The following is a 12,780-nucleotide window of genomic DNA, read 5'->3' on the forward strand; positions in this document are numbered from 1 at the left end:
TTAGAATGAACAGTTGAGCGTGAGTGCGATGGTCCTGCTGGGAGGCAATGAACCGCCGCCCCATGACAATTCAGGATCGATGCCTTTGAAATTGGTCAGCAGGAAGAGATTATTGGCATCCAGGCTGATGGTCATGGAAGATAATCCAGCCAGCTTAAGGGTCTTTGGTGGAATGCTGTAGGCAATGGATGCAGAACTGAGGCGGATAAAATTCGTTTTCTCGAATTTCCCATCTGAACTCTGCAGATCGCCCTGGTTGCTGGGTAGCGTATTCACTGTTGGCTTGGCCACATCGGTGATCTGTCCCGGCGTTGTCCAGCGATGATCGAATTCATACTGGCTGATATTCTGCATCAGGCCGATCCTGTTGCTCAGGAAAGTGGACGCCCAGTAACGTTTACAGGTGAACAAAAGATCGAGTGTAACCTGCTTGTACCGCAGCGTGCTTCTTACGCTTCCCTGGAAATCCGGTACAGGGCTAACCGTGTAATACCTGTCATCATCTCCGGTGCCGGGTGCAACGCTATTGTTCGATCTCACCTGTCCATCCTTATTGAGGTCTACAAACTCGAACCTGCCCGTTTGAGCATTCACACCAATGAACTTGAATACATACTGATCATTGATAGAGGCGCCAATCTTGTATTGGGTAAAGTATGGGCTCAGCTCCAGGTTGGGATAACTCTTCAGTTTGTTTTTGGAATTGCTCGACTGGAAATTCAACTGCCATCCCCAGTCTTTTTTTCGAATTACGGTTGTGTTCAGCGTGAGCGCCCAGCCGGTGTTCAATACATTGGCGGGTGAATTGGCAGTAACGTAATCGAAGCCTGTATATGATCCAGTGGGGAATTGCACCAGTTGGTTATCCGTATTATTCCTCCACCAGTTGGCTGTAAGGGTGATCCTGTTCCAGAATTCAAGCAATAAGTTTACAGACAATTGCTTACTGCTGGCCCAATGGAAATCCTGGTTGGCCTGTAATTGCGGCACCAGCGGGTTCAGCCCATTGTAATTGGTGAGCGGTGTATAATTGGATTCACTGTTCCACTGTGACAGATACCTGTAATCCCCTACACCATCAGTTCCTACGATACCGTAATTGAAGGAGGGTTTGATAACTGAAATGAATTCAGGAATTGCTTTGCGCGCCCATTCCTCTTCAGTGATGATCCAGGCAGCGCCGAAAGCACCGAAGTTGCCGAACTGTTTGCCCGGGCCGAAGCGGCTGCTGCCATCTCTCCTTGCACTGATATCGAAGAATAGCTTATGGGCATAATCATAATTCACCAGTGCATAAACACCTGCATATTTGTATTGCCCGTATCGCTCAGTGGTGGTGGTTTTGGGAGCATTGGACAGGGAACCGATCAGGTCATCCGAAACATAATCACTTCCATTGATGCTCAGGCTTTGTGTGATATTACTCTGATAAGTGCCGCCGATCCTTGCACTGATAGCTCCATTGCCTAATGGCTTATTGATGGTAATGGCCGGATCGATCGTAAAGTTGCTGACTTTTGTATTGCCAGTATAGTTATTTCCTTTCTGATCAGTAAGTGTAAATGGATTCTTGGAAGCGATAGGTACCAGGGAAACGGAATTATTATTGGATTGCGTGTATTTGAAACTGGTCACCAGGCTAACTCCAGTGAACAGCAGGTAGCTCAAATCCAGGCTGGATTGCAATTGATTGTTCTTTCCTTCATTCGATTTTTTCAGATTAGCGAAAGGGAAATTCACTTTTGCAATTTCATAGGCGGCATAGTTGAGGTTACCGCTGCTGTCCAATGCAGCCGGTGCATTGGGAGGCAAAGTATAGTTGGCGCTCAACAATACAGCATCGGTTTTCGAATGCACGAACATGGCAGTAAGCTGACTGGTGAATTTCTTATTGGCGCTTTTGTGATCGAGGCTGAATGAAAATGTGGCGGACTGGTTAGTGCCACTGACTGCCTTGATATCGGTGGTCTTTGAATAACCTGCACTCAACCTGAAATTGGTGATCTCATTACCTCCTGAAAGACTTGCATTATATCGCGTGTAACGTCCCGTATTGCCATAAAGATATTTCTGCCAGTTCACATTCCGGGTAGTATCCCATATCAGCAGGTCTGGTGCATAATTGGGATCGCCGGGAATTTTGGAAGGAGTTTTGCCATCATTGGCAAAAGCTTCCCTTCTCAACTGCAGGTAATCTTTGATATTTAGCATATCATAGTACTTCGTTACATAGGTAAGCCCCTGTGAAACGCCAAAATTCACGCGGGTGCCGCCTCCCTTGCCTCTCCTGGTAGTGATGAGGATCACACCGTTGGCGCCGCGGCTTCCGTAAACAGCCGTTGCGCCTGCATCCTGCAATACATCGATTGATTCAATGTCAGCAGGGTTCAATCCGAAAAGAATGCTCAAACCTCCAAGTCCATACACATCTGATTGGTTGAGCCCTGATGAGATCATGGTCGGCTCCATATATCCAACCTTCCTGTTGTTGAGGTCCATAATGGTTTGCGGAATACCATCGATCACGTACAGCGGATCGGAGGGAAAGTTCGGGTTGATACTGTTCCTGCCCCTGATCTCTACCTTAACGGGAGCGCTGGCTTCACCACTTAATGGAGTTATAACGATGCCGGGTACACGACCAGTCAATGCCAGCAATGGATTTTGAACCGGCACATTCTCGATGTCTTTACCGGAAACGGTAGCGATGGTCCCAGTGGCAAACCTCTTGGTAGTAGTGCCGTATGCTTTTACTACTACCTTGTCCAGTTCATTGTCTGCCACCTCCAGGGCAACCACCAGTTCCCTGCTCCTGGCCTTAGCCCGGTAAGGCTTATATCCAACATAGGAAAATATGATCTCTTCCCCCGGGATCACTCCTTTGAGAACATATTGACCTTTCACATCCGTGAGGGTTGACCGTTTTGAAATGGATGAGCTGATTGACACATTCTCCAGTGGTCCTTTTTCAGTAATCACAGCACCTTTAAGTGTGATTGTATCTGTAAGTGGTTCACTCTTTGGCTGGTCAGTCGCAGCTTTTTTGCGTGTGTTCACGCTCACCACTTTTCCCACCAGTTCGTAAGTAAGATTTGAGTTATTGAATACTTTGTTGAGTGCCGTTCTCAACTCTTCGTTCTTTAACTGCACGGTAACCGGCTTTGATTTTTCCAGGTCCCTGGCATACACGAAAAAGTAGCCGGTTTGTTTCTCTATTTCTTTACAGACCTTTTCAAGCGGCATCCTATTGGCTGAAATAGTTACTGTCTGAGCTGCCACCTGTGCACCTGCCTGGATAAAACCCAGCAGTAAAAGAACAGCAGTCATCCTGGCCAGGCGCCAGCGGGCCCTGCGTTGCAGCGCCCTGTTATGGGTTTCGTTTGAGCCTTGCATAAGTTGTTTTGGTATTGCGTTGCTGTTATTCAAAAATTTTCTCAATCGGGAGATACTGTGACTGTTTTCCCTTCAAATCTGAAATGGACCCACCCTGTGGACTCCAGGACTTTCAATACATCTGATAAATTCATGGTGCGGGGGATCTTACCCACAAACTGTTGTGTGATATTCCCATCGTACACCACTTCCACATCATACCATCGTGAAAGCTGACGCATGATGGTTTGGATATTTACATCCTGTAAATAGAAAATGCCATTCTTCCAGGCCAGCACTTCCTCAAGGTCTGCAGCCGTTGTACTCAGGCTTTGCTCTTTCACCCTGGCCTGTTGCCCGGGTTTAAGTATCACCTGTTCGTTGCCGTTATATACCCTAATCTTTCCATTCACCAGCGTGGCGGCTCTTACAGGCTCATCAGCATAGGACTGGATATTGAATCCAGTACCCAATACCTCCACCTGCATGGGTTCCTTTTCGCTGCCAACATTTACCTTGAATGGCTTGTTTGCATTTTGCGCCACTTCAAAATAGGCTTCGCCGGTCAGTTCCACCACCCTTTCCTTTCCTTTGAAAGCAACAGGAAAACGGAGGCTGGAAGCTGCATTCAGCCACACTTTGCTTCCGTCGGGCAATGTAACCTGGTACTGGCCTCCGCGTGGCGTGATGATCCTGTTATATACCAGGCCCGTATCGTTGCCTGCGCTGCCGGGATCATAACTAAGCACGCCTTCCTCATTTTTCCGGATATGGGTTTCACCCTGTTTTGCCAGTTCACCTGAAGCTGTGTCCAGCAAAATCGAGCGTCCATCTTCCAGTTGCAGGATGGCTTTGTCACTCCCGGGCAGCGCATCACTGTTGTAATGCGCTGTGGGGGAAGTGTCAGGCTGGTCATCACCGGTACGGCTGGTCAGCCAGAATGTTGCTGCAATACCCACGATCAGGATCCCGATAGCAGCCGCTGCAGCATAGCGATACCATTTTTTACGTACGGGCATCTCCGTTATAGCAGCAGAGGGATTTGTTTCATGGCTATCCTTTTGGATCCTGTTCAGAACATCCTCCAACGCAGTTTCTTCATCGATTGCATAGAGAGAACGAAGTGCAGATTCTATGGAAGCCTGGTCAGTAAGACCTTCATAGAATTTTCTGTTCTCTGCTGTCCGGGTCAGCAGCCATGCTTCCAGCTGTTGTTCACCTGCGGGCTGAATGGTGCCCTGCAGTTTCTGAAAGAAGAGAGCTGCCAGCTCCTGCATTGTTTGTATGGGATCCTGATCGTGCATTGCCATAGGGTTCGGTATTAGATAAGGTTGATTATAATTATTTTCCGTTTGCTGCTTTTGCCAGTTTCAGTTCCAGGTCTACCAGGTGAGCTTTTGTTAAAGCATCGCTGGTTTTACCGATAGCCTGCTTAACTACCGGCAGCAGGGATTTCAATTCTGCAATAGAAATGGAATAAGAGTCAGTTTCGATATAAGGATTCGGCTCTCCCGGATTGGCATTACTGGCGGTATTGGCCAGGTTGAAAGACAGTGCGCCCACATAGGCTTTCTGGATCGCGCGGCGATAACCGTCGATCTTCACGGAAGGTTGTTTCAATTCTTTCCATACATTATTGCGCAGCATCGCCAGGTATTGATCAGTACCCAGTGTTTTTACATTCCCGAAGCGTTTTTCATTATTCACTACGTTCTGGATCACCGGTGCATCCAGCAGGGTATTGATCACGCGCATCTGAATGTCTTCCACAAAATTCGCATAGGGGCCGCTGGTACCCATTGTTCTGTCTGTGATCTTGTCTGAGAGCAGCCAGGTGGGTGTGGTAAGTACTTCATCGATCAGGAAGTTCATGGCATCCACCTGTTTTTCTTTGGCTACCGGGACTACTACCGCTTTTGCATCATTGTCTGTGCGAATGGTGAGGGTTGTTCCCCCCATGAATTTGATCACATGGCCTACATACCTGAAGTATTGATTGGCTGTTTGATTGTACATCTGCGCAAGGTCCCTGTTGAAACCATCATCCGTTTTAGTCCATTCTGGCAAACCTTCAATTACGCGTTTGAGATTTTTTATACCATATGCATTTGCTTTGGCCGGATTATCACCCAGGTCTTCAGCCTGGCTGCGTGGATCATGGCTGCCTGTTTCATAGCTGCCGAAAAGCAGGCGCGAATTGGCATTGAGTTTTTTGGTGGTAAGATCATAAAGCTCTTTCTTTTCTTCACTGGCAGCTTTGCCTGTGTATTTGTAGCCCCATTCTATGGCCCAGTTGTCGTACTCGCCGATCCTTGGGAAGAGCAGTTCCTGCGGGATATTATCTTCAGGCTGCGCTACATAGTTGAAGCGTGCATAGTCCATGATGCTGGCAGTATGACCATGTTCTTTCAGGTAGTTGATATCTCGCAGGCTTTCAACGGGGGTCTGACTGCTGCTGATATGATTATGCCTGAGGCCAAGCGTATGGCCTACTTCATGGCTTGATACGAACCGGATCAGTTGTCCCATCAGTTCTTCACTGAATTTCATTTTGCGTGCTTCGGGATCATTGGGAGCGGCCTGCACCATATACCAGTCGTGCACCAGGCTCATCACGTTATGATACCAGCCAATATGGCTTTGGATGATCTCGCCGCTGCGGGGATCGTTCACGTTAGGGCCATAGGCATTGGGGATCTCTGATGGGAAATAACGGATGAATGAATAGCGGGCATCATCCATATCCATGGTGGTATCGTTCTCCGGCCATTCTTTTCCTACGATGGCATTTTTGAAACCTGCTTTCTCGAATGCTTTGGCCCAGTCGTTCACACCAAGGATCAAATATTTTCTCCATTGTTTGGGAGTATTGGGATCGATATAGAACACGATGGGTTTTGCAGGTTCTACCAGCTGTCCGCTTTTGTAGCGGGCCATGTCTTCAGGCTTCGGCTCCAGTCTCCATCTAACCACGAACTGCTGTGTTTCCGATTTTTGTTGTTTATCTCCGAACACATAAGAGTAGTTGGCAAAATACCCGATGCGCGGATCCATAATGCGACGTTGCATTGGCACATGCGGAAGCGCAATGAAGCTGGTCTTCATTTCAATGGTGGCTGGCGCCTGGTCGGCTCTTCCCGTAGCTTTATCTTCTTTAAGCAAAGTGTTGTGGCTGGAAAGCAGCTCTACGTTCATCGGGAACACTTTGATCTTCATCAGCTCCTGGTCCCTGCGAATATCCAGGATGTTTTTGTTGACGCCTTTAGCCACTTTCTGAACAAAGCTTTGCCCGTCTTTCAGGAACTTGCTCATATCGATCACATAACTGGCGGAATCTTTCCCATAAGCTTTTATGGGGAATGTACCGGCAACAGGATCGAGGTTAGACAGCTTCACTGCTTTGGCGATCACTTCGTTGCTGTCCGCATCGGCAATCACTTGTCTGAAACGGATCCTGATATTTTCGTTTTGTGCTTTTTCAAAATAGATGGTGTTCTCTTCCAGTTCTTCTCCGGCATAGAGGTTGATGCCTCCGGGTCCGCGGTTCACGCGATTGATCACCATGATATCTCTTCCCAGGAGTGTATCTCCGATCTCGAAAAAAACACTGTCGAGCTCTTTAGAGCTGTATACATTGAAGAGACCTTTTTGTACCGGGAGATTTTTCACAACCTGGTCTAATGGTTTTACACCATTCTTTGCAGGAGGTACTACCGGTGGTTTGGGAGCTGCGGCGGTAGCGGATGCGGGAGCCTTCTTTTGGCTGCCTGCCGCGTTCTTGGTGCCACCTTTGAACCAGGCACAGGAACCTGCCAGCACGCAGAGGGGCAGATATAAATATTTCTTCATGATGCTTTCTCTAACAGTTTTGTACGGTTAATTTTTTTTCAGTCTGGCCGGAGCCTTACCGGATCCAATGATCAAAAGATCAAAAACAGCTGTTGTTGTTAGCTTTCTTCCTGGCACTGATGCTGAATCCAGGGATCTGTTGCGCGCTGTTCAGGAATGTTTCAGCCCTTGAGGAAGAATGATTGTCCCACAGCAATACAACAGGCACTGTGTTACCAGCAAACTCAACGGAATAATCCTGGCGGCTCCCGTTGTTTGCACTATTGCGCAGATCAACGATGAAACCTTTGCCATTACTCTGTTTGGCCCATTGGCTCAATAAAGACAAGGCTAACGGTTTGTAGTTGTTTACCAGGCTGAGCGCCAGAGAATCGTAATTCGGGTCTGGTAGAGAAAGGGAGTAGTAGGAACTGGCCCCTCCATCGGTTGACAAATCTACTGAACCTGTTGCAAATGGAAGGCCTGATTTGTGATCAGGGGTGGCCAGTGAGAACAGTGGAATATCAGCAGCCCGGCCATTGTCTGTGAACATAGGGAACTTTTTGCGTTCCGGCGGCGCCGAGGGGCCTGCACTACAGGATACCAGCGCTCCTGCAAGTAAAACCACCGCAGTCATTTTCCGGAATTGAGCAGTACTTCTTAAAGGCATAACTTAATGTAGGTTATGGGATGATGAAAGAAGTTAGAACACCCTCCCCCAATGTTTGAACTAGCCCGTTTCAAATTATTTTTTTGTAACCATTCACCCTCCCTGTTTTATTTTGAATTCCCTAACTTAGCCAGCTTGCAAAGCAGTGCCAGCCTGCAAGCCAGAACTAATGACAGAGCTTAATCACTTCCCGGACAATATCATTCCTGCATTCCAGCAAGGGGACCAGCAGGCATTTACTGTCTTTTTCAGACAGTACTACAGGCCGCTCTGTTTTTTTGCCGAACAACTGTTAGGATCCATGAGTGAGGCAGAAGATATTGTGAAAGACAGTTATCTCAAACTCTGGAACAAACGCGCAGACTTCGATCATCCGCAAAGCATCAAAAGCTTTCTCTATACCGCCACCCGCAATGCTTCGCTTAACCATCTCCGTCATCAAAAGGTGAAGAATAATTTTCAGAAAGAGATGAATTATCTCGATGATCAGAAAGGTGATGAGCTCGTATTACAACAAATGATCCGCTCGGAACTGATGCGGTCCATCTACCAGGAGATCGAAAAGCTGCCGGAAAAAAGACAGCAGGTTTTCAGGATGATCTATTTTGACGGATTGAAAAATGAAGAGATCGCCGCTAAACTCGGCATTTCTGTCTTTACCGTGAAAGAACATAAAGCGAAAGCCCTGGCTCAACTGCGGTTGAAATTCTCTGATGAACAGCTCATGATATTCTTCATCATCTGCGGCGCCGCTGCCTTCAATTAACTGGAACCCGCTCATTTTCAAATCCCATTTCTTTTTCTTCATATTCCCCTAACAATTACTTCAACATTGCATAACATGCCGGAATGAGCCCCTGCACTATGCTTCAAATACCTTCGCGCCGGGAAATATCCCATACTCACCAACAATTCAGTTTATGAAAAAATTGTACGCAGTACTGGTAGCTACCTTGCTGACCAGCATCGCTATGGCTCAATCCGCCATCATCAGGATCAAAGTGATAGATGAGCAACACCTCCTTCTCCCGGGCGCCAGTATCCGGCTCGATGAAAAAGGCGCCCGCGCTGTTTCCGGCAATGATGGAATTGCCACTCTCATGAATGTACCCAACGGAAAACACACTATTACGGTTACCTATATCGGCTATCAAACCCTCACTCTCGATTTCGAAAATGGCGGCAAGCCGGTTGAGCTCACTGCTAAAATGAAATCAGGATCCAACTCACTGCAATCCATACTCGTAATGGGTGATCGCATGAAAGGCCAGGCCAAAGCCCTGAACCAGCAAAAGAATTCCGACAATATCACCAATATCATCAGCGCCGACCAGATTGGCCGTTTCCCGGACGCCAATATCGGAGATGCCATCAAACGCGTTCCCGGCATCACCATGCAGAACGACCAGGGCGAAGCACGCAATATAGTAGTGCGCGGCATGGGCCCGGAATTCAACTCCGTTACTTTCAATGGCGAACGCATCCCATCTGCAGAAGGTGATAACCGTCGTATCCAGATGGACCTGATCCCTACCGATATGGTGCAGACTGTTGAAGTGAACAAAACACTCACTGCCGATATGGATGCAGATGCCATTGGTGGTTCCGTGAACCTGGTTACCCGCTCCACACCAACGGGCCTACGTCTCTCCGGTACTGTAGCAGGTGGCTTCAGTCCTATACGCGACAATGGCTTCAATGGAACAGCCAGCCTGGTAGTAGGTACGCGTTTCTTCAAAGACAAGCTGGGCGTAATGTTCAGCGGATCTTACAATCGAAACAAATTCGGTTCAGACAACGTGGAAAATGTTTGGAGCAAAGATGCAAATGGCAAGCTCTTTATCAGCGACAATGATATCAGGGTATATGATGAACTGCGTATCCGTCGCAGCACAGCCGCTACCATCGATTACAAGATCAATGCACTGCACACCCTCACACTCACCGGCAGCTACAACTGGCGCGATGATAAAGAAAACCGCTTCCGCCTCCGCCATCGCTATCGCGGTGAGGCCAACGAGCCTGACCCGGATGAACTGATATATGACGGAAAAGGTAATATCACCGGCTATACAAATGGTGAAGTGCTGCGCCAGACAAAAGGTGGCCTGGACAATAGCCGTAATGAGAACCGCCGCCTGGAAGACCAGCGCGTTCGCTCACTTGCGCTGAAAGGAGATCATATCTTCGGCAGGCTACGCGCCAAATGGAGCGCACAATACGCTAAAGCCTCAGAGAAAAGACCGAACGAAAGATATATCGCTATGGGCCGCAGGAATATTACTGTGAACCAGAATATCGATGACCTTGAAACACCGCTGCTAACAGATAATACCGCCCTCACAGGTTACACGCGCCTGTCTGAGCTCTCAGAACAATTCCAGGATCAGTTTGAAGAAGACTTCAACGGGAAACTCAACCTGGAGTACCCCGTCAGCATCATCCCTCAGCAAAAAGGCTGGTTGAAAATTGGTGGCCGCATCAGAAGCAAAACCAAAGAGCGTAACAATAATTTCTTTGAATACGAACCTGCTGCCAGCTTCGGTAATATTTCGCTCCTGCCATTGGTAGACAAAACCAACAGCGGTTTCCACCCAGGTGGTAAATATGTAGCTGGTCAGTTCATCGATCCTGAATTCCTGGGACAGCTGAATTTCAAAAATGGCAGCCTGTTTGAAGAATCAGATGTGCCCGGCGAATACCTCAGCGGTAATTTCAAAGCAAAAGAACTGGTTACAGCTGGCTTCCTGATGCTGAAACAGGATATCACAGAGAAATTTTCCGTGAACCTCGGTGTTCGTATCGAGAACACGCATATCGATTACACCGGTAACATCGTAGAAGATGAAGAAGTGTTCAAAGGCACTGCCAGCAATAAGAACGATTATACGGACGTACTCCCAAACATCAACCTGAAATACCGTGTAAACAATTACTTTGTGCTGAAAGCCGCCTGGACCAACTCATTGGCCCGTCCCAAGTATTTTGACCTGGTCCCTTACTTCAATGTAAAACCCGGCGACCAGGAAATTGCAGCAGGCAACCCTGCCCTGGATCCAGTGAAGTCATCCAACCTGGACCTGATGAGCGAATACTATTTCAAAACAGTAGGCCTTCTTTCTGCCGGTGTATTCTATAAGAAACTGGACGGATTCTACTACACTTATATCGACAACACATTTACCAATGCGAAGTTTGAAGCCCTCTTCCCGAATGTGGTCAACCCGGTCCCCACAGGCGAGAACTGGACATTCACACAACGCCGCAATGGTGATGGCGCCGATGTTTACGGATTTGAAGTAGCGCTGCAACGTCAGCTTGACTTCCTCCCCGGCTTCTGGAAAGGATTTGGCGTGTACCTCAATTACACTTACACACACTCCAAAGCCAAAGGCATTTATTCTCCCGAAGGAGAACTCGTACGCAACAATGTGAAACTGCCCGGCGCAGCTCCCAATATCTTCAATGCATCTCTGAGCTACGAAACCAAACGTTTCTCTGCCAGGATCTCCGCCAACTACACATCTTCGTATGTTGATGATAGTGATGACGCAGGCTACAATGCAGACAGTTTCTACGACAGGTTCTACGATAAACAATTCTTCCTCGATGCCAATGCTTCTTACGCCATCACTCCAAAATGGAGGATCTTTGCCGAGGCCAACAACCTTACGGACCAACCACTCCGTTATTACCAGGGCGAAAAGAACAAAACAGCACAAGTTGAATACTACGGTTCCAAATTCAACCTGGGCGTAAAATTCGACCTCGTAAAGTAAATTACACTGATCGTTAAAACAAGTTGATGAAGCATACAATAATATCACTGTTCACCATCTCACTGCTTGCCTGTACTGAGCAAAAGAAGGTCGCTGCACTGGACCCTAATGCACTCAAGCCAGTAGTGGTAACAGAAAAAGTACCCTACGATACGGATGATCCGGCCATCTGGATCCATCCAACGGACAAATCACAAAGCCTGATCATCGGCACCGACAAAGAAACTGGCGGGGGCCTCTATGCTTTCGACCTCAAAGGAAAGATCATACGCAAAGCGGTTGGGCTGCAACGCCCCAATAATGTGGACATCGCTTATGGTGTGATGCTCGGTGGTCAAAAGAAAGACCTTGCAGTCGTAACTGAACGCGAAACCAACAAGCTTCGATTCTTCTCTTTGCCCGATATGAAAGAAGCAGGCACGGGACTGGAAGTATTTGAAGGCGAAGGCGCGCGGAAACCAATGGGCATTGCCATATACACAAGACCGTCAGACAATGCCAGTTTTGTTGTGGTAGGAAGAAAAACAGGCCCTTCAGGCTCCTATCTCTGGCAGTACCGGATCCTGGATGAGAAAGGACAACCCGCCATGAGGCTCGTTCGCAAGTTTGGTGAATACAGCGGTAAGAAAGAGATCGAATCCATCGCTGTAGATAATGAGAACGGTTATATTTATTACTCCGATGAGCAGGCCGGCATACATAAATACCATGCAGACCCTGCCAAAGGCAATGAAGAGCTGGCCTTCTTCGGTCAGCAGGATTTCAAAAAAGACATCGAAGGGATCTCTTTTTACAAATTCCCTGACGGCTCCGGCTATATTGTGGTTTCCGATCAACAGGCCAATCGATTCAATTTCTATCCCAGGGAAGGCAGCAAGGCTAACCCACATGAACATGCGCGAATTGCCAGTCTTCCTTTCTCAACACAGGAAAGCGATGGCAGCGAAACCACATCAGTGAGCCTTCCCGGCTTTACCGGTGGATTGTTTGTAGCGATGAGCACAGACAGGACCTTTCAATATTATCGTTGGGAGGATATTGCCAAAGCCGCGTCGCTAAGAATACTAAATACTTCAGAATAATACATTTTATCAGGGTGTGGCCAGTCGCTCGCCTCCCGGCGAGCAATGT

General features: G+C 47.8%; 7 protein-coding genes. 3 read left to right on the forward strand and 4 right to left on the reverse strand.

The window, feature by feature from the left end; genetic code table 11:
• The 4 genes from D9Y29_RS24020 to D9Y29_RS24035 all read right to left on the reverse strand — a co-directional run bounded on the left by D9Y29_RS24020 (position 1) and on the right by D9Y29_RS24035 (position 7,870).
• On the reverse strand, positions 1-3,393 hold the full coding sequence (locus tag D9Y29_RS24020) for a SusC/RagA family TonB-linked outer membrane protein (RefSeq protein WP_127132785.1): 3,393 nt from the start codon (positions 3,391-3,393) through the stop codon (positions 1-3).
• A 41-nt stretch (positions 3,394-3,434) separates the two neighbouring features.
• Positions 3,435-4,682: a FecR family protein gene (locus D9Y29_RS24025; RefSeq protein WP_127132786.1), complete on the reverse strand. Its 1,248-nt coding sequence runs from the start codon at positions 4,680-4,682 to the stop codon at positions 3,435-3,437.
• Between the two features lie 31 nt (positions 4,683-4,713).
• Positions 4,714-7,221 (reverse strand): zinc-dependent metalloprotease, encoded by a 2,508-nt coding sequence (locus D9Y29_RS24030; RefSeq protein ID WP_127132787.1) that lies wholly within the window; start codon positions 7,219-7,221, stop codon positions 4,714-4,716.
• 79 nt (positions 7,222-7,300) lie between these two features.
• Positions 7,301-7,870 (reverse strand): hypothetical protein, encoded by a 570-nt coding sequence (locus D9Y29_RS24035; protein ID WP_127132788.1) that lies wholly within the window; start codon positions 7,868-7,870, stop codon positions 7,301-7,303.
• A gap of 169 nt (positions 7,871-8,039) precedes the next feature.
• Here D9Y29_RS24035 and D9Y29_RS24040 point away from each other — a divergent pair, with 169 nt between their 5' ends.
• The 3 genes from D9Y29_RS24040 to D9Y29_RS24050 all read left to right on the forward strand — a co-directional run bounded on the left by D9Y29_RS24040 (position 8,040) and on the right by D9Y29_RS24050 (position 12,731).
• Complete coding sequence (locus tag D9Y29_RS24040; protein ID WP_127132789.1) at positions 8,040-8,636, forward strand: RNA polymerase sigma-70 factor; 597 nt, start codon at positions 8,040-8,042, stop codon at positions 8,634-8,636.
• 154 nt (positions 8,637-8,790) lie between these two features.
• Positions 8,791-11,649 (forward strand): TonB-dependent receptor, encoded by a 2,859-nt coding sequence (locus D9Y29_RS24045; RefSeq protein WP_127132790.1) that lies wholly within the window; start codon positions 8,791-8,793, stop codon positions 11,647-11,649.
• Between the two features lie 26 nt (positions 11,650-11,675).
• A complete protein-coding gene (locus tag D9Y29_RS24050; protein ID WP_127132791.1) occupies positions 11,676-12,731 on the forward strand; it encodes a phytase in 1,056 nt (351 codons plus the stop codon).
• The last annotated feature ends 49 nt before the right edge of the window (positions 12,732-12,780 follow it).

Source organism: Pseudoflavitalea rhizosphaerae, from assembly GCF_003991355.1.
Taxonomy (GTDB): Bacteria; Bacteroidota; Bacteroidia; order Chitinophagales; family Chitinophagaceae; genus Pseudobacter; species Pseudobacter rhizosphaerae.

What these genes read in the sequence shown, in the direction of transcription:
- D9Y29_RS24020 (WP_127132785.1), bottom strand. Translation starts at nt 3,393, where the DNA reads ATGCAAGGCTCAAACGAAACCCATAACAGGGCGCTGCAACGCAGGGCC.
- D9Y29_RS24025 (WP_127132786.1), bottom strand. Translation starts at nt 4,682, where the DNA reads ATGGCAATGCACGATCAGGATCCCATACAAACAATGCAGGAGCTGGCA.
- D9Y29_RS24030 (WP_127132787.1), bottom strand. Translation starts at nt 7,221, where the DNA reads ATGAAGAAATATTTATATCTGCCCCTCTGCGTGCTGGCAGGTTCCTGT.
- D9Y29_RS24035 (WP_127132788.1), bottom strand. Translation starts at nt 7,870, where the DNA reads ATGCCTTTAAGAAGTACTGCTCAATTCCGGAAAATGACTGCGGTGGTT.
- D9Y29_RS24040 (WP_127132789.1), top strand. Translation starts at nt 8,040, where the DNA reads ATGACAGAGCTTAATCACTTCCCGGACAATATCATTCCTGCATTCCAG.
- D9Y29_RS24045 (WP_127132790.1), top strand. Translation starts at nt 8,791, where the DNA reads ATGAAAAAATTGTACGCAGTACTGGTAGCTACCTTGCTGACCAGCATC.
- D9Y29_RS24050 (WP_127132791.1), top strand. Translation starts at nt 11,676, where the DNA reads ATGAAGCATACAATAATATCACTGTTCACCATCTCACTGCTTGCCTGT.